This is a genomic window from Janthinobacterium sp. P210006 (assembly GCF_036231885.1).
GTDB lineage: Bacteria > Pseudomonadota > Gammaproteobacteria > Burkholderiales > Burkholderiaceae_D > Janthinobacterium > Janthinobacterium violaceinigrum.
In genome coordinates this window covers 1,409,388-1,427,573 of record NZ_JAZARD010000001.1, presented here as the reverse complement: position 1 = coordinate 1,427,573, position 18,186 = coordinate 1,409,388, and the positions used below count along the sequence as shown (strand labels likewise).

The following is an 18,186-nucleotide window of genomic DNA, read 5'->3' as shown; positions in this document are numbered from 1 at the left end:
GCGCCGCGCCCCTTGTCCTGCCGCTTACTTGGTCAGGATAAAACCCTTCAGCTTCGAGAATGCCGTTTCCAGCAGGTCTTTTTGCTGGGCGTAGTGCTTGTCATAGTAACCGACAGCAGGCGACGCCGAAGCAGGACGGCCGGCGTAGGCCAGACGCTGACCCGATTCCAGGCCTTCGAAGATGTTGTGCTGGATCTGGAACCAGGCGCCCTGGTTTTGCGGCTCGTCCTGTGCCCAGACGACTTCGACCAGGTTCGGGAACTTCTTCAGTTCAGCAGCAAACGACTTGTGCGGGAACGGATACAGCTGTTCCAGGCGCACGATGGCCGTGTCGGTCTGGCCGCGTGTCTTGCGTGCGTTGACCAGGTCGTAGTAGACCTTGCCCGAGCAGGCGATGACGCGCTTGACCTTCTTGGCATCGATTTTGTCGTCGACTTCGCCGATGACGGTCTGGAAACCACCCTTGGCCAGGTCGGTCAGCGGCGAACCGGCATCCTTGTTGCGCAACAGCGACTTCGGCGTCAGGATGACCAGCGGCTTGCGGAACTGGCGCACCATCTGGCGGCGCAGCAGATGGAAGATCTGCGAAGCCGTCGTCGGCTGCACCACTTGCATGTTGTTGTCTGCGCACAGCTGCAGGAAGCGTTCCGGACGCGCGGACGAGTGCTCGGGACCCTGGCCTTCGTAACCGTGCGGCAGCATCATGACCAGGCCCGAAGCGCGGCCCCACTTCACTTCGCCGGAGCTGATGAACTGGTCGATCACCACTTGCGCGCCGTTGGCGAAGTCGCCGAACTGGGCTTCCCAGATCGTCAGCGTGTTCGGTTCGGCGGTCGAGTAGCCGTATTCGAAGGCCAGTACGGCCTCTTCGGACAGCACCGAGTCGATGACGGTGAACGGCGCCTGGTTGTCCGACACGTTTTGCAGCGGAATGTAGGTACCTGCATCCCAACGCTCGCGGTTCTGGTCATGCAGCACGGCGTGGCGGTGCACGAAGGTGCCGCGGCCGGCGTCCTGGCCCGTCAGGCGGATGGCGTAGCCGGACGATACCAGCGATGCGTAGGCCAGGTGTTCGCCCATGCCCCAGTCCAGGTTCATTTCGCCACGGCCCATGGTGCCGCGGTCGCCCAGTACTTTTTCCACCAGCGAGTGGACCTTGAAGTCTTCCGGCACGGTGGTGATGCGGGTGGCCAGGCGTTTCAGTTCCGTCATCGGCACGGCGGTGTCGGCCGAATCGGTCCATTTCTTGTTCAGGAACGGCAGCCAGTCGACGGCGTACTTGTTCTTGAAGTTCGAGATGACCGGATCGACGGTGTGCTTGCCGGCGTCCATGGCGTCGCGGAAAGCGGCAACCATCTTGTCGCCGCCATCGGCAGGGATCACGCCTTGCGCGACCAGTTTGTCCGCGTACAGCTTGCGGGTGCCTGGATGCTGGCCGATCTTCTTGTACATCAGCGGTTGCGTCAGTGCCGGCGTATCTTGCTCGTTGTGGCCCAGCTTGCGGTAGCAGATGATGTCGAGGACGATGTCCTTCTTGAATTCCATGCGGTAGTCGAGCGCGATCTGCGTCGCCAGTACCACGGCTTCCGGATCATCGGCATTGATGTGCAGGACCGGTGCTTCGATCATCTTGACGACGTCCGAGCAGTACAGGGTCGAGCGCGCATCGCGCGGGTCCGAGGTGGTGAAACCGATCTGGTTGTTGATCACGATATGCACCGTGCCGCCCGTATGGTAGCCACGGGTTTGCGCCAGATTCAGCGTTTCCATGACCACGCCCTGGCCGGCGAAAGCGGCATCGCCGTGCACCAGGATAGGCAGCACTTGCGCGCCCTGCGCGTCGCCGCGGCGGTCCATGCGGGCCTTGACGGAACCTTCGACCACAGGGTTGACGATTTCCAGGTGCGACGGGTTGAACGCCAGCGACAGGTGGACCGGGCCGCCTGCGGTGGAGATGTCCGACGAGAAGCCTTGATGGTACTTCACGTCGCCGGCAGGCAGGTCGTCGCCATGCTTGCCTTCGAATTCTTCGAACAGTTCCTGTGGCGCCTTGCCCAGGGTGTTGACCAGCACGTTCAGGCGGCCGCGGTGGGCCATGCCGATGACGATTTCCTGCACGCCTTTTTCGCCGGCGCGCTGGATGGTTTCATCCATCGAGGCGATGAACGTTTCGCCGCCTTCCAGGGAGAAGCGCTTCTGGCCCACGTAACGGGTGTGCAGATAGCGTTCCAGGCCTTCAGCCGCGGTCAGGCGGTCGAGGATATGGATTTTTTTCTCTGGGGTGAAATTCGGGGTGGAGCGGATCGCTTCCAGTTTCTCCTGCAGCCAGCGCTTTTCGGCCGGATCGGAGATGTACATGAATTCGGCACCGATCGAACGCGTGTAGGTATCGCGCAGATAGTTCAGCAGATCGCGCAGGGTGGCGGTCTCGGGGCCAAAATAGGTATTGCTGATGTTGAACACGGTGTCCATGTCCGCATCGGTGAAACCGTAGAAGCTCGGCTCCAGCTCGGGGATCATCGGACGTTCCTGGCGTTGCAGCGGATCCAGGTTGGCCCAGTGCGAACCGAGGTAGCGGTAAGCGGCGATCAGTTGCGTAGCAGCAACACGCTTGCGGCCCATTTCGGCATCGAAGGAAGCGGTCACTGTGCGGATCGGGCCTGCTTTTGCGCGCTCGGCGAACGAGGCGACGACGGAGGCATGCGCCACGTCAGGCTTGTTGGTGCCATCGACTGCAGGCACGTGCTGCATCGCGTCGAAATAGGCGCGCCAGTTGTCCGGTACCGAACCTGGGTTATTGAGATACGCTTCGTACAGATCTTCCACGTACGGAGCATTCCCACCGAACAGGTAGGAGTTGGACGTAAATTGTTGCATCATATTGCTCACCTTTCTTCGCGCTTCGCGAGATTAGCGGGTTAATCTAACCTTCCGCGACACGGCCTGACCGGTTAGCGGATTGCACATCAAGTTGTGGGGGAAGGGCTTTTTTATTGCGCCAGCATTCTTCATACCGTCATTTAGAATAGCACGCGGTATTGTAACGCAACAACCGCTCGTTGAATTTTATTTGGCAAGCAAATGTAAGCTGTGTTGTTGATTTTCCCGGGCTTGCCAGCCTGTTATTGTTGCCCTTACGGCACTTCCCTGTCCCCGCCGGCGAGCCGCTTGCGCCCAACTGGTCTGCCAGGCAACGGCGCCGACGCGATGGCCGCCAGCCAATCGGGATCGCCGGCAAACCATTCCACCAGGAAATCAAGCATGGTGCGCAGCAACGGCGACATGTGCTGGCGCGAGGTATAGATGCCGTAGATGCCCATGTCCTGCGGCTGATACGCGGGCAGGAGTTCCACCAGTTGCCCGCTGGCGATCAGCGGCGCGGCCGAATAGCGCGGCTGCATGGCGATGCCCGCCCCCGCCACCGTGGCCACCAGCAGGACCAGCGACTCATTGGCCGACAGGCGGCCGCTGACGGGGACAGTAAGCGCTTCCCCGTCGTGCGTGAACTGCCACAGGCTCTTGCCGAAATACGTATAGGTCAGGCAGTTGTGCAGGGCCAGGTCTTCCGCCCGGCGCGGCGTGCCATGCGCGGCCAGGTACGATGGTGCGGCGCACACCACGGAAGCGCAGCTGGCCAGCTGGCGCGCGATCAGGTTCGGCTCGAGCGCGTTCGTGATGCGGATCGCCAGGTCGATGCGCTGTTCCACCAGGTTGACGGCGCGGTTCTCCATCTGCAGGTCGACGGCGGCGCGCGGGTAGCGCCGCAGGTAAGCGGTCACTGCCCCGGCCAATGCCGTCTGCGCCAGCGATTGCGAACAGGTGATGCGCAGCAAGCCGTGCGGCGTATCGGCGCCTTCGGGCGACGTGACGGCCATGGCGCCGGCCACCTCCAGCATCTGCCGACAGCGCGCCAGGGTGGCCTCGCCCGCATCCGTCAGGCTCAGGCGGCGCGTGGTGCGATGCAGCAGGCGCGCCCCTGCCCACTGCTCCATCTCGGCCAGGTAGCGCGTCACCATGGCGCGCGACATGTCGAGCGCTTCGCTGGCGGCCACCATGCTGCCGCGCTCGGCGATGGCGACAAACACTTGTGCGGCGGTGATGCGGTCCATCTGCGGCTCTCCCTTGATTCGTTCGATTCATGCAACTAAGTATTGCAATCTACCCTATTTTCCCCGCCTGGACGAAAGGATAATATGCGACAGGAGTATCTGATATCGAAAGAATAATATGCTTGCACGCGCCGCCCGCCCCTTCCGCACGCTGGACACCTTTCATCTGGATGTGCTGGGCCGCGCGCCATCGACTTCGCTGCTGCTGAGCGGCGTAGCCGATGCCATCCTCGTCAATGCCCAGTTCCTGCGCGACGATGCGGCGCAGTTAGCGCACACCATCGCCGCCAGCGGCAAGCGCCTGACCACCATCTATATCAGCGCCGCCGAGCCGCAAGCGTACTTCGGCCTGGGCGTGCTGCAGCACGCGTTTCCGCAAGCCCGCATCCTCGCCAGCGGCGCCACGGTCGAGGCGATCCGCCGCCAGGCGGGCGCCAGGGTCGCCCACTGGGGCGGCATCCTCAAGCACAATGCGCCGCGCTGCATCGTCATGCCCCAGCCCTATGAAGGCAGCAGCCTGCAACTCGAGGGCCGGCACGTGGAACTGCACTGCCTGGTAGCCGCACTGAATTGAGGCGTAGTCTGCCTTACAAGGCGGCCAGGAAGCGTTCATATTCCTTCGCACTGCGCGCCAGTCGCTCGGCATAGCCCGCCTCCGTCGGCCCGTCTTCGGCGCCATAGAAGGCAAAGAAGCGGCGGTTGTCGGCGCCGATGTACGCCAGGGTGACATCGAACGGCGCCAGCAGCTGCGCCAGGGTCACGTTCCACTTGCCTTCCGGCGTGAAGTCTTCCTGGCGGATGCCTGCCGTGACGGCCAGCGCCACCTTGCGGCCCTTGAAGGCGTCGCCGCCCGTGCCGTAGGCCCAGCCATACGCCAGCACGTCATCGAGCCACCGCTTCAGCAAGGGCGGGCAGTTGAACCAGTACACGGGGAATTGCAAGACCACATTGGCGTGCGCTTCCACCAGCGCCTGCTCACGCGCCACATCGATGTGCCCGTCCGGATAAGCCTCGTGCACATGGTGGATGGTGTAGCGCTCGGGATACTGCGCCAGCTCCTGCAGCCAGCGCTTGTTGGCCACCGAGGTGGCGATGGAGGGATGGAAGACGATAACGAGAGTTTTCATGAGGCTGCTTTCCTGAGTATGGGATGGGCGCGCCGGGCCCGCATTCGCAGGAAAGCAGGCAAGCCGGCACCCTGCCCCCAGGCGCGCGGTCGCGCCTTCAGGGGCAGAAACAGCATAGCTATAGCGAGTACTTTTCACAAGTACGCACATTTACTACTCATACAGTAAGAAAAGTAAGTTGCATGAGCGCAGAAAGCCCTTCAGTGGCATGCGCATGCGGATCAGCCTGGCTGGTGCTGCTCGCCCCATTCACACAGGGTATTGAGCACGGGAATCAGCGATGCCCCCTTGCTGGAGAGGAAATACTCAACCTTGGGCGGCACCTGCGGATACTCCTTGCGGACGATCAGCGCGTCGGCTTCCAGCTCCTTCAGGACGACGCTGAGGGTCTTGAAGGCGATGCCGCCGAGATGTCGCTTCAGTTCGTTATGCCGCAGCACGGTGTTTCCCGCCAGCGCGTACAGGATCAGCATCTTGTATTTGCCGCCGATCAGCGACAAGGTGTAGCCAAAGCCCGTATCGCCCAGGGCCACGCCGCTGGGGGCGCATATGTCTTCGTTCATTGCGTTGTGCTTCCTGTTGATCCAGGGCCCGAGCATAACAGCCCGGCAGCTTGCCGTTGCAACGGCCAATAAAACACGCATAAAAAAAGCGAGCCCGAAGGCTCGCTTTTGCGCACCGGACCCAGAGGCCCGGCAAGAATGCGGCGGCTTGACTTAAGCGCGCTTGTCCAGTGGCAGTACTTCGCGCGTGGTCGAACCGACGAACAGCTGACGTGGACGGCCGATTTTCTGTTCCGGATCGGCAATCATTTCGTTCCACTGGGCGATCCAGCCGATCGTACGGGCCATGGCGAAGATACCGGTGAACAGCGAGACAGGGATGCCCAGCGCCGATTGCACGATGCCCGAGTAGAAGTCGACGTTCGGGTACAGCTTGCGCGACACGAAGTAGTCGTCGTTCAGTGCAATCTTTTCCAGTTCCATCGCCAGCTTGAACAGCGGGTCGTCTTGCAGACCCAGTTCTTGCAGCACTTCGTAGCAGGTTTCACGCATCAGCTTGGCACGTGGATCGAAGTTCTTGTACACGCGGTGGCCAAAGCCCATCAGCTTGACGCCGGAGTTCTTGTCCTTGACTTGCTCGATGAAGGCAGGGATGTTCTCGACGGTGCCGATTTCCTTCAGCATGTTCAGTGCCGCTTCGTTGGCGCCGCCGTGGGCAGGGCCCCACAGGCAGGCGATACCGGCAGCGATACAGGCGAACGGGTTGGCGCCCGACGAACCGGCCAGACGGACGGTCGAGGTCGAAGCGTTTTGCTCGTGGTCTGCGTGCAGGATCAGGATGCGGTCCAGGGCGCGCACCAGCACGTCGTTGACCTTGTACTCTTCGCACGGATTGGCAAACATCATGTGCATGAAGTTGGCGCTGTACGACAGGTCGTTGCGTGGGTACACGAACGGCTGGCCGACCGAGTACTTGTAGGTCATGGCGACCAGGGTAGGCATCTTGGCGATCAGGCGGATGGCCGACACTTCGCGGTGACGCGGGTCGTTGATGTCCAGCGAGTCATGGTAGAACGATGCCAGCGCGCCGACGGTGCCCACCAGGACCGACATCGGATGCGCGTCGCGGCGGAAGCCACGGAAGAAGAATTGCATCTGTTCGTGCACCATCGTGTGCTTGGTGACGGTATCGACGAACTTGGCTTTTTGCGCTGCGTTCGGCAATTCGCCGTTCAGCAGCAGGTAGCACGATTCCATGAAGTCGGCGTTGACGGCCAACTGTTCGATCGGGTAACCGCGGTACAGCAGCTCGCCCTTGTCGCCGTCGATGTAGGTGATCGACGAGTTGCAGGCGGCCGTCGACATAAAGCCTGGGTCGTAGGTGAACTTGCCGCTACCGGCGTACAGTTTGCGGATGTCGATGACGTCCGGGCCAACCGTGCCTTTGTAGATTGGAAATTCAAGCGATGGGCTGCCATCGGAGAACGACAGGGTAGCTTTTGTGTCAGAGATATTCATGGGCTCTTCCTTCTCGGGAGTGAGTCGAAATTAAAATCAAAAATTCTGGCTGCAATTCGCACCGCAATTCGGCAGTGCTACAGCGCGCCACTCGCACCGTTTGCAATATATCGCCCAGGCGTCTAGGCAATGCGCAGTCGTTGCAGCAGTGCGCGCACATGCGGCAGATCGACTTCGCCTTCCGGCTCTTTACGGGCCAGTACCAGATCCATTAACGCATTGTCCGATAAATCCAGCAAACGCGTCAGCGCGTCAACTTCTTCATCGGTCAATTCGGTTTCATACGCATCGAGAAAACGGGTCAGGATAATGTCGTTTTCCAGCAGGCCACGGCGTGAACGCCAGCGCAGGCGGGCGCGGTTGGCCGGGTCGGCCTGATGCGAGGACAAAATTGATTCTGTCATTTGGTTTACCACTTTACGTGTGCCTTGCGGCACGGTGCTGCTTTGCAGGCGCCGCCTGCAGGCAAGAGAGGATACCCTCTTCCCGCAAACGGCGCCCGGCGGACGCGATCAGGAGAATCAGATCGCGCGGCGGACCATCAATTCCTTGATCTTGCCAATCGCCTTGTTCGGGTTCAAGCCTTTCGGGCAGACGTCGACGCAGTTCATGATCGAATGGCAGCGGAACAGGCGGTACGGGTCTTCCAGGTTGTCCAGACGCGCGCCCGTGGCTTCGTCGCGCGAATCGGCGATGAAGCGGTAGGCTTGCAGCAGGCCGGCCGGGCCGACGAACTTGTCCGGATTCCACCAGAACGACGGGCACGACGTGGAGCAGCATGCGCACAGGATGCACTCGTACAGGCCATCGAGTTCTTCGCGCTGTTCCGGCGACTGCAGGCGCTCTTTTTCAGGCGGGATCGAGTCGTTGATCAGGAAAGGCTTGATCGAATCGTACTGCTTGAAGAATTGCGTCATGTCGACGATCAGGTCGCGGATGACCGGCAAACCTGGCAACGGACGCAGCACGATAGGCTCGGACAGCTCGTTCAGGTTGGTCGTGCATGCCAGGCCGTTCTTGCCGTTGATGTTCATCGCGTCCGAACCGCACACGCCTTCGCGGCACGAGCGGCGCAGGGCCAGCGAGTCATCGACGTCCGCCTTGATGCGCTGCAGCGCGTCGAGCAGCATCTTGTCGGTGTCTTTCAGTTCGACCGTCAGGTCTTGCATGTACGGCTTGGCATCCTGGTCAGGATCGTAGCGGTAGATTTTGAATTTGAGAGTGCGTGCCATGGTATAGCCTTAGAAAGTACGTGGTTTCGGTTTGAAGGTATCAACCGTCAGCGGCTTGGTCACGACTGGCTTGTATTCCAGTCGGTTGCCTTCCGAATACCACAGAGTGTGCTTCATCCAGTTGTCGTCGTCACGTTGCGGATGGTCGTCCTGGGCGTGGGCGCCGCGCGATTCCTTGCGGGCTGCTGCCGAAACGATGGTCGCTTTCGCCGTTTCGATCAGGTTGTCCAGCTCCAGCGCTTCCACGCGGGCCGTGTTGAAGACCATCGATTTATCCTTGAAGGAGACGTGCTTGCGGCGCTCGTCGAGCTTCATGATTTCTTCGACGCCCTTGTTCAGCATCTCGTCGGTACGGAACACGCCGCAGTACTTCTGCATCGTTGCACGGATGTCGTTCGCCACGCCCTGCACGGTTTCCGTGCCGGTCGAGTTTTCCAGGCGCTGCAAGCGGCCCATGGCAAAGTCGGCCGCATCGGCTGGCAAAGGCTTGTTTTCCTTGGCTTTCAGGCCGCTGTTGACGATGTGGTTGCCGGCCGCGCGGCCGAAGACCACCAGGTCCAGCAGCGAGTTCGTGCCCAGGCGGTTGGCGCCGTGCACGGAGACGCAGGCGCATTCGCCGATCGCGTACAGGCCGTTGACGACTTTCGCCGAATTGTCCGGACCGGTCGGGGTGACGACCTGGCCGTGGATGTTCGTCGGGATGCCGCCCATCTGGTAGTGAATCGTCGGCACGACAGGAATCGGTTCCTTGGTGGCGTCGACGTTGGCGAACTTGTGGCCGATTTCCAGGATCGACGGCAGGCGCTTGGCGATGGTGTCGGCGCCGATATGGCGCAGGTCCAGCATCACGTGGTCCTTGTTCGGACCGCAGCCGCGGCCTTCCTTGATTTCCTGGTCCATCGAACGCGACACGAAGTCGCGCGGCGCCAGATCCTTCAGGGTCGGCGCATAGCGCTCCATGAAGCGTTCGCCTTCGCTATTGATCAGGATGCCGCCTTCGCCGCGCACGCCTTCGGTGATCAATACGCCCGCGCCGGCCACGCCGGTCGGGTGGAACTGCCAGAATTCCATGTCCTGCAGCGGCAGGCCGGCGCGTGCCGCCATGCCCATGCCGTCGCCGGTATTGATGAACGCATTCGTCGACGCGGCGAAGATACGGCCTGCGCCGCCCGTAGCCATGACCGTCGTCTTTGCTTCCAGGATCATGCATTCGCCCGTTTCCATTTCCAGCGCCACAACGCCGATCACGTCGCCGTCGGCGTCACGGATCAGGTCGAGTGCCATCCATTCGACGAAGAAGTGCGTACGGGCGCGCACGTTGCGCTGGTACAGGGTGTGCAACAGGGCGTGACCGGTACGGTCGGCTGCCGCGCAAGCGCGCTGCACCGGCTTTTCGCCGAAGTGGGCCGTGTGGCCGCCGAATGGACGCTGATAGATGGTGCCGTCAGGGTTGCGGTCGAATGGCATGCCGAAGTGTTCCAGCTCGTACACGACTTTCGGTGCTTCGCGGCACATGAATTCGATGGCATCCTGGTCGCCCAGATAGTCGCCGCCCTTGACGGTGTCAAACATGTGCCAGAACCAGTTGTCTTCGGCCATGTTGCCGAGCGACGCGCCGATACCGCCCTGCGCCGCAACGGTGTGCGAGCGGGTCGGGAAAACTTTCGAGAGGACGGCGACGTTCAAGCCGGCTTCAGCCAGTTGCAACGACGCGCGCATGCCGGAACCGCCGGCGCCAACGATCACCGCGTCAAAGCGGCGGGTAGGGATTGCAGATTTATATGCTGCCACGATTACACACTCCAGAGTATCTGTACCGTCCAGCCGGCACAAGCGATCAACCACAGCATGGTGGCAATTTGCAGGGTCAGACGGAGGCCAGCGCTTTTCACGTAGTCCATCCAGATGTCGCGTACGCCGACCCATGCGTGGTAGAACAGGGCGACGAAGGTCACCAGGCTGAACAATTTAAACCACTGCTGTGCGAACAGACCGGCCCAGCCTTCATAGCTGAAGTTGCTGCCAGTCAAGAAAGAAATAAGCAGGATGGCAACATATGCCACCATGACGATGGCGGTGACGCGTTGCGCCAGCCAGTCGCGCAAGCCGTAATGGGCACCGACGACGAGGCGTTTCGGTCCGATATTATTGTCTGCCATGTTTAAAATACTCCAAACAGTTTCAAAGCGACCAGGGCCGTCAACACCAGGCTCACGACCAGCACGGACGACGCGGTCTTGCGTGCCGAATCTTTTTCGATGGCAACGTGCACATCCATGAACAGGTGACGGATACCGGCGCAGAAGTGGTGCAGGAAGGCCCAGACCAGACCCAGGGTGATCAGCTTGACGAACCAGTGCGAGGCGATGCCCTGGAAGTAGGCGTAGGACATCTCGGAACGCAGGCTCAGTTCCAGCATGTACAGGATGCACGGCAGCAAGGCGAAAATGATGAAACCGCTGATGCGATGCAGGATCGAGACGATGGCGCCGACAGCCATGCGGTAGTTCGACAATTCGGTAACATGAATGTTACGGAATTGCGGCCGTTCTTTTTTTGGTACTTCTCTTACGGCTTCAGACATAACAAAAACCTCCCCTTTGAATTTCAACTAAATATTGAAGCCGCGATTTTCGCCGATTTTCGCAACCCATACCAATATCTATTGTTACATATAACCAAAATGGTTTTTTACTACAAAATACCGCGCTACTTTCCGTAGTTCACGTAATTTAATTACAGAATCGCCGGCAAAGCACGGCCCGCCGGGGCTGGCCATGCTGTCGCTGCGCTTTCTGTTGTCTCCGTTGCCCGCCTTGCGGCAGGCATCTTGCAAGCGATGCACTTCAGCCTTGCTGCTTGTTCGGGCGCCCGCAGGCACCCCGCCGCTTCAACTGAGTTCATTCTGATAATGATGACGACTGGTCAGGTACAGGCCCCGGCGCAGTTCGACCGGCTTGTCGCCGTAGGTAAACGACACGCGCTCGGAACTGAGCAAGGGCGTGCCGAGGTCGATATTCAGGAGCTGCGCGGCGCCCGCATCGGCGCACACGGCGCGGATCTGCTCGGACGCGCGGATCATGCGCGTGCCAAATTCCGTTTCAAACAGGCCATACATGGGCCCTTTGTATTCCACCAGGCGCTCGGCCGTGAGGCCCTTGAAGATCAGGCCGGGCAGCCACAGCTCCTCGACGATGGTGGGCACGCCGTCGAAATACTGCACGCGCTTGATGAAGATGACGGCGTCGCCCGATTTCAGGTCCATCAGGCGCGCCACGTCGGCCGGCGCGCGCACGCGCTTGACTTCGATAAACTTGCTTTCCGGGTAATGCGGCACGCCTTCGTCCGGCACCAGGCGCAGGAAGCGGAAGTGTGCGCGCGCCTCATGGTGAGTGGAAACGAAAGTGCCCTTGCCCTGGCGGCGCATGACGAGATTCTCGGCGGCCAGCTCATCGATGGCCTTGCGCACCGTGCCCTGGCTGACCTTGAAACGGCCGGCCAGCTCGACTTCGCTGGGAATCAGCTCGCCCGGCTTCCATTCGCCCGATTGCAGGCTCTGCGTAATGAGCGCCTTGATCTGCTGGTACAGGGGACTGAAGGTGGGCGAAGCGCTAGCGACAGGCAGCGCCGCCGCAGTGGTATTGGTGCCGGCCACCACGGCGGCAGGGGCATTGGCCGCTGCGGCGACGGGCGTGGCCGGGGTGCCCGCGGTCGGACTGACCGCCCCGCTTGCAGCAGTGGCATTGTTGGTCAGATTGGACGAGGCGGAATTCATAGTCCGACATTTCAACACAAATCACTGCCCGCGTCCAGTAAAACACACGTAGTTATCTGTCTTATATAAGACATAAGATATGATTGACAGATACAGATCGGAGGCCTAAACTGCCCTCGATAAAACTTGTGAGCCAGCGTTTTATGTTGTCGGCCAGCCACTCTGGTCTCGTGCAGCACAAGCGTGACGGCAGCGTACACCAGCAATTCGGTGGCGCGGGCCGGTTTTGGTATCATTATAGTTTTTCCGGATAAGCGTAAGCCCAGCTTCAAGCCCGTTTTCTTTCCCATTTTTGGAGATTCATCATGGCTAAAACCCCAATGCGTGTTGCAGTGACCGGCGCCGCCGGCCAGATCGGCTACGCCCTGTTGTTCCGCATCGCCAATGGCGACATGCTCGGCAAAGACCAGCCTGTCATCTTGCAACTGCTTGAAATCCCGGACGAAAAAGCCCAGAAGGCGCTCAAGGGCGTGATGATGGAAATCGACGACTGCGCATTCCCGCTGCTGACGGAAATGACCGCCCACTCCGATCCGCTGACCGCATTCAAGGATGTCGACGTGGCCGTCCTGGTGGGCGCGCGTCCACGCGGCCCAGGCATGGAACGCAAGGACCTGCTGGAAGCGAACGCACAGATCTTCACGGTACAAGGCAAGGCGCTCGACGCCGTCGCTTCGCGCAATGTCAAGGTACTGGTGGTCGGCAACCCGGCCAACACCAACGCCTACATCGCCATGAAATCGGCACCATCGCTGCCGGCGAAAAACTTCACCGCCATGCTGCGCCTGGACCACAACCGCGCGCTGTCGCAAGTCGCTGCCAAGACCGGCACCGCCGTGAAAGACATCGAGAAGCTGACCGTCTGGGGCAACCACTCGCCAACCATGTACGCCGACTACCGCTTCGCCACCGTGAACGGCAAGGCTGTCAAGGACCTGATCAACGACCAGGAATGGAACGCCAACACCTTCCTGCCGACCGTCGGCAAGCGCGGCGCGGCCATCATCGAAGCGCGCGGCCTGTCGTCGGCAGCGTCGGCAGCGAACGCCGCCATCGACCACATCCATGACTGGATGCTGGGCACCGCCGGCAAGTGGACCACCATGGGCGTTCCTTCGGATGGCTCGTATGGCATTCCTGAAGGCACCGTGTTCGGCTTCCCGGTCACCACCGACAACGGTGAGTACACCATCGTTCAAGGTCTGGAAATCGATGCATTCTCGCAAGAGCGCATCAACCTGACCCTGAAAGAACTGACCGAAGAGCGCGAAGGCGTGAAACACCTGCTGGCCTAAGTCCAGTCCTGGCGGCGCGGCACAGATGTGCCGCCCGCTACGCAGGCCGCTACGCGCATGGCGCGGCGCGGCCTGTGCGGCCCGACTGTTTATCAAGTAGTTTTTACCTGCAGAAATGCCTTAAGCATGCACCCTTCCGAGGTTTTATTCCAAGGCAAACGCCAGCCGCTGTTGCTCGCCGCTTGCGACCACTACGCCGGCTCCGAAAAGCTGATGCGTAAATCGATTGCTTTGCAACAAGAGCTTGGCCCCCTGTTCGACATCACGTTCGACTGCGAAGACGGCGCCAGCGCCGGCAATGAAGAAACCCATGCCCACATGATCGCCGGCCTGCTGGCCAGCGACGAGAACCAGTTCAACCGCATCGGCGTGCGCGTGCACGACGTCGACAGCCCGTTTTTCGCGCGCGACGTGGAAATCATCTGCGGCGCCGCCAGCCGCCTGGCCTATATCGCCGTGCCGAAGGTGGGTGGCGTGCAGGATGCCATGCTGGCCATCGACCTGATCAACCTGCACGCGCGCCGCGCCGGCCGCGACAACCTGCCCGTGCACATCCTGATCGAGACGCATGGCGCGCTGCGCGACGCCTACGCCATCGCCGCCCTGCCCCAGGTCGAATGCCTGTCCTTCGGCATCATGGATTTCGTGTCGGCCCATTACGGCGCCATTCCCGCCGCCGCCATGCGCACGCCGGGCCAGTTCACGCACCCGCTGGTGGTGCGCGCCAAGCTGGAAGTGGCCGCCGCCTGCCACGCGCACGGCAAGGTGCCGTCGCATAACGTGACGACGGACGTGCGCGATTCGGCCGTGGTGGCAAACGATGCCCAGCGCGCTACAGCCGAGTTCGGCTACACGCGCATGTGGAGCATCCACCCGGACCAGATCAAGCCCATCATCAAGGCCTTCACGCCGCGCCTGTCCGAAGTCAACGAGGCCAGCAACATCCTTAATGAAGCGCTGCGCGCCAACTGGGGACCGATTGCGCAAAATGGCCGCTTGCACGACCGCGCCAGCTACCGATATTATTGGACCGTTTTGCAACGCGCCAAACTGGCAGGCCTGGGCCTGCCCGAGGCGGCCGCTGCATTATTGAACGCGCTGCCTACCAGCACCACTGAAAACTGACAGGAATTACACGATGTCCATCTCCAAATTAGCAATTGCCTGCAGCGTCGCGCTGGGCGCCATGACCCTCACGCTGGCGCCAGCCAGCTTCGCCGCCACGGACACCAAGGACGCGGCAAACGCCAAGGCGGTCAAGACGGCCAAGGCCAAGCCGAAAGCCAAGACCACCAAGGCCAAGGCGGCCGCCAAGGAAGCGCATCCGCTGGCCATGTCGGTGGTCGACAAGGAAGAGTCCGATGAACCGGATACGGCAGGCTCCGCCTCCACCGACTTCAATTGTGAACTTGGTAACAAGATTACCATCTACACCAATGCGACTGACGACAAACACATCGCCCTGCGCTGGAAGAAGCGCCTGCACCGCCTGAGCCGCGTGGGCACCACCACCGGCGCCAACCGCTTCGAGAACCGCTTGTACGGTCTGGTCTGGATCGGCATCCCGGCCAAAGGCATGCTGCTCGACTCCAAGCAAGGCCGCCAGCTGGCCAACGAATGCAAGGATGCGGAGCAAGCCAAGCCGGCGGCAGTGGTGGAAGCCCCGCCATCGCTGGGCGTGCTGCCGGCGACCGGCGGCTGATGTGAGCAGCAAGGGCCTCTTCGGGGGCTCAGTCATGTTTTGTAATTTGAATAATCAATAAATAGACGATACCCAACAAGGAGAGGTCATGTCCCGCAACACTCTGAACACGCTCAAGGACTTTAATATTTCGGATAGCAAGAAGGGCAAGCTGTACTCCCTGCCTGCGCTGGAAAAAAGCCTGGGCATCAATGTCTCCCGCCTGCCAGTGTCGCTTCGCATCGTGCTCGAATCGGTATTGCGCAACTGCGACGGCAAAAAAGTCACCGAAGAACACGTCAAGCAATTGGCGAGCTGGGGCCCGACCGCCGAGCGCACCGACGAGATCCCGTTCGTAGTGGCGCGCGTCGTGCTGCAAGACTTCACCGGCGTACCGCTGCTGGCCGACCTGGCAGCGATGCGCAACGTGGCCGCCAAGATGGGCATCAACGCGAAGAAAATCGAACCGCTGGTACCGGTCGACCTGGTGGTCGACCACTCGGTCACCATCGATCACTACCGCGAAAAGAAAGCGCTGGACCTGAACATGAAACTGGAATTCTCGCGTAACAACGAGCGCTATCAGTTCATGAAATGGGGCATGCAGGCATTCGACACCTTCGGCGTCGTGCCACCGGGCTTCGGCATCGTCCACCAGGTCAACCTGGAATACCTGGCGCGCGGCGTGCACCACGCAGGCAAGAAAGCCGGCGACGTGTACTACCCTGACACCCTGGTCGGCACCGACTCGCACACCACCATGATCAACGGCATCGGCGTGGTCGGCTGGGGCGTGGGCGGCATCGAGGCGGAAGCGGGCATGCTGGGCCAGCCGGTCTACTTCCTGACGCCTGACGTCATCGGCGTGAACCTGTCGGGCGCGCTGCGCGAAGGCTGCACCGCCACCGACCTGGTCCTGACCATCACCGAATTGCTGCGCAAAGAGAAAGTCGTCGGCAAGTTCGTCGAATTCTTCGGCGAAGGCACGGAATCGCTGACCCTGACCGACCGCGCGACGATCGCCAACATGGCTCCGGAATACGGCGCGACCATGGGCTTCTTCCCAGTCGACGAAGCCACCATCGACTACTTCAAGGGCACGGGCCGCAGCAAGGCTGAAATCGCCGCGTTCGAAGGCTACTTCAAGGCGCAGAACCTGTTCGGCGTGCCAAAAGCCGGCGACATCGACTACACCCGCGTGGTGGAACTGAACCTGGCGTCGGTCGCTCCATCGCTGGCCGGCCCGAAACGCCCGCAAGACCGTATCGAAATCGGCAACGTGAAAGCCAACTTCGCCGAGCTGTTCGCCAAGCCGACGACGGAAAACGGCTTCAACAAGAACCCGGCCGACCTGGCTGCCGTGTACGAAACGACGAACGGCGTGAAAGTGTCGAACGGCGACGTGCTGATCGCTGCGATCACCTCGTGCACCAACACCTCGAACCCGAGCGTGATGCTGGCTGCCGGCCTGCTGGCCAAGAAAGCCGTGGAAGCGGGCCTGAAAGTCGCTCCGCACATCAAGACCTCGCTGGCCCCTGGCTCGCGCGTCGTCACCGAGTACCTGACGGCTGCCGGCCTGCTGCCGTACCTGGAAAAACTGGGCTTCGGCGTGACCGCCTACGGCTGCACCACCTGTATCGGCAATGCGGGCGACCTGACGCCTGAAATGAACGCCGCCATCGCCGCCAACGACATCGTCGCATCGGCCGTGCTGTCGGGCAACCGCAACTTCGAAGCGCGTATTCACCCGAACATCCGCTCGAACTTCCTGGCCTCGCCACCGCTGGTCGTCGCTTACGCCATCGCCGGCAACATGACGCGCGACCTGATGACGGAACCAGTCGGCAAGGGCAAGGGCGGCAAGGACATCTACCTGGGCGACATCTGGCCGACCTCGGCTGAAGTCTCGGCCATGATGAAGTTCGCCATGAACGCCAAAGTGTTCAAGGACAACTACGCGGACGTCAAGGGCGCGCCAGGCAAGCTGTGGGAGAAAGTCACCACCGTGTCCGGTCAAGTCTATAACTGGCCGAAATCGACCTACATCGCGGAACCTCCGTTCTTCGACAATTTCTCGATGACGCCAGCGGCCGTGGCCACCGGCATCGAAGGCGCGCGCGCACTGGGCGTGTTCGGCGATTCCATCACCACCGACCACATCTCGCCAGCCGGTTCGATCCAGGAAAACGGTCCTGCAGGCAAATGGCTGAAGGAAAACGGCGTCCTGAAAGCGGACTTCAACTCCTACGGCTCGCGTCGCGGCAACCATGAAATCATGATGCGCGGCACGTTCGCCAACGTGCGTATCAAAAACCGCATGATCCCTGCCAAGGCAGACGGTTCGGCAGTCGAAGGCGGCATCACGATTCACCAGCCTTCCGGCGAAGAAATGTCGATCTACGACGCAGCGATGAAATATGTTGCTGAAGGCACGCCAACCATGGTCTTCGGCGGCGAAGAGTACGGTACGGGCTCGTCGCGCGACTGGGCAGCCAAGGGCACCCAGCTGCTGGGCGTGAAAGCCGTGATCACCCGTTCGTTCGAGCGCATCCACCGCTCGAACCTGGTGGGCATGGGCGTGCTGCCGCTGCAATTCATCGGCGACGACAGCGTGCAAACCCTGGGCATCACCGGCAATGAAACCTTCGACCTGAAAGGCCTCGAAGGCGAAATCAAGCCACAGCAACTGGCCACCCTGGTCATCCACCGCGCCGACGGCACCAGCGTCGACGTGAAAGTGCTGCTGCGCATCGATACGCCGATCGAAGTCGATTACTACAAGCATGGCGGCATCCTGCCATTCGTGTTGCGTCAACTGCTGGCCGAGTAATCAGCCCAGCTGTGAGGCAAGATAAAAGCGCCGGTTCCGACCGGCGCTTTTTTTCGTCCCTGCACCCTGTTTCTCCTTGAAATTTCGACTATCGGCATGATCTAGGGACAGCTTAC

The 18,186-nt window shown here is 61.0% G+C and carries 16 protein-coding genes; 5 read left to right on the top strand and 11 right to left on the bottom strand.

The annotated features are described in order from the left end of the window. Positions 1–24: 24 nt before the first annotated feature. Together VPH41_RS06320 and VPH41_RS06315 are read right to left on the bottom strand one after the other, a co-directional pair. Entirely contained in the window at positions 25–2,880 is a 2,856-nt protein-coding gene (locus tag VPH41_RS06320) for a 2-oxoglutarate dehydrogenase E1 component (protein WP_152281125.1), read from the bottom strand. Positions 2,881–3,134: 254 nt separating this feature from the next. Further along, complete coding sequence (locus tag VPH41_RS06315) at positions 3,135–4,109, bottom strand: LysR family transcriptional regulator (protein WP_328569323.1); 975 nt, start codon at positions 4,107–4,109, stop codon at positions 3,135–3,137. A 118-nt stretch (positions 4,110–4,227) separates the two neighbouring features. Here VPH41_RS06315 and VPH41_RS06310 point away from each other — a divergent pair, with 118 nt between their 5' ends. Further along, a complete protein-coding gene (locus VPH41_RS06310) occupies positions 4,228–4,683 on the top strand; it encodes a hypothetical protein (RefSeq protein WP_328569322.1) in 456 nt (151 codons plus the stop codon). Between the two features lie 13 nt (positions 4,684–4,696). On the opposite strand, the gene VPH41_RS06305 is transcribed toward VPH41_RS06310, so the two are convergent. The 9 genes from VPH41_RS06305 to VPH41_RS06265 form a co-directional block, all read right to left on the bottom strand. Next, a complete protein-coding gene (locus tag VPH41_RS06305; RefSeq protein ID WP_328569321.1) occupies positions 4,697–5,236 on the bottom strand; it encodes an NAD(P)H-dependent oxidoreductase in 540 nt (179 codons plus the stop codon). 221 nt (positions 5,237–5,457) lie between these two features. Then, positions 5,458–5,799 carry a winged helix-turn-helix transcriptional regulator gene (locus VPH41_RS06300; protein ID WP_152258539.1) on the bottom strand — a complete coding sequence of 114 codons (342 nt, stop codon included), beginning with the start codon at positions 5,797–5,799 and terminating at the stop codon, positions 5,458–5,460. A 153-nt stretch (positions 5,800–5,952) separates the two neighbouring features. Beyond that, complete coding sequence (gene gltA, locus VPH41_RS06295) at positions 5,953–7,257, bottom strand: citrate synthase (protein WP_101482189.1); 1,305 nt, start codon at positions 7,255–7,257, stop codon at positions 5,953–5,955. 122 nt (positions 7,258–7,379) lie between these two features. After that, on the bottom strand, positions 7,380–7,661 hold the full coding sequence (locus tag VPH41_RS06290; protein ID WP_034752073.1) for an FAD assembly factor SdhE: 282 nt from the start codon (positions 7,659–7,661) through the stop codon (positions 7,380–7,382). A gap of 117 nt (positions 7,662–7,778) precedes the next feature. Beyond that, positions 7,779–8,489 (bottom strand): succinate dehydrogenase iron-sulfur subunit, encoded by a 711-nt coding sequence (locus VPH41_RS06285; RefSeq protein WP_034752075.1) that lies wholly within the window; start codon positions 8,487–8,489, stop codon positions 7,779–7,781. A gap of 9 nt (positions 8,490–8,498) precedes the next feature. Continuing rightward, a complete protein-coding gene (sdhA, locus tag VPH41_RS06280; protein ID WP_152281129.1) occupies positions 8,499–10,280 on the bottom strand; it encodes a succinate dehydrogenase flavoprotein subunit in 1,782 nt (593 codons plus the stop codon). A 2-nt stretch (positions 10,281–10,282) separates the two neighbouring features. Then, entirely contained in the window at positions 10,283–10,648 is a 366-nt protein-coding gene (gene sdhD / locus VPH41_RS06275; RefSeq protein WP_034752078.1) for a succinate dehydrogenase, hydrophobic membrane anchor protein, read from the bottom strand. Positions 10,649–10,650: 2 nt separating this feature from the next. Further along, positions 10,651–11,073, bottom strand: a complete 423-nt coding sequence (sdhC, locus tag VPH41_RS06270; RefSeq protein WP_034752080.1) for a succinate dehydrogenase, cytochrome b556 subunit — start codon at positions 11,071–11,073, stop codon at positions 10,651–10,653. A gap of 306 nt (positions 11,074–11,379) precedes the next feature. Further along, positions 11,380–12,264 carry a GntR family transcriptional regulator gene (locus VPH41_RS06265; RefSeq protein ID WP_152258536.1) on the bottom strand — a complete coding sequence of 295 codons (885 nt, stop codon included), beginning with the start codon at positions 12,262–12,264 and terminating at the stop codon, positions 11,380–11,382. A gap of 305 nt (positions 12,265–12,569) precedes the next feature. Here VPH41_RS06265 and VPH41_RS06260 point away from each other — a divergent pair, with 305 nt between their 5' ends. From VPH41_RS06260 to acnA, 4 genes are all read left to right on the top strand, one after another. Next, positions 12,570–13,559: a malate dehydrogenase gene (locus VPH41_RS06260; protein WP_034789110.1), complete on the top strand. Its 990-nt coding sequence runs from the start codon at positions 12,570–12,572 to the stop codon at positions 13,557–13,559. Positions 13,560–13,685: 126 nt separating this feature from the next. Continuing rightward, entirely contained in the window at positions 13,686–14,684 is a 999-nt protein-coding gene (locus VPH41_RS06255; protein WP_152281130.1) for an HpcH/HpaI aldolase/citrate lyase family protein, read from the top strand. A 13-nt stretch (positions 14,685–14,697) separates the two neighbouring features. Next, positions 14,698–15,261 (top strand): hypothetical protein, encoded by a 564-nt coding sequence (locus VPH41_RS06250; protein WP_328569320.1) that lies wholly within the window; start codon positions 14,698–14,700, stop codon positions 15,259–15,261. Between the two features lie 88 nt (positions 15,262–15,349). Then, a complete protein-coding gene (acnA, locus tag VPH41_RS06245; protein WP_328569319.1) occupies positions 15,350–18,070 on the top strand; it encodes an aconitate hydratase AcnA in 2,721 nt (906 codons plus the stop codon). The last annotated feature ends 116 nt before the right edge of the window (positions 18,071–18,186 follow it).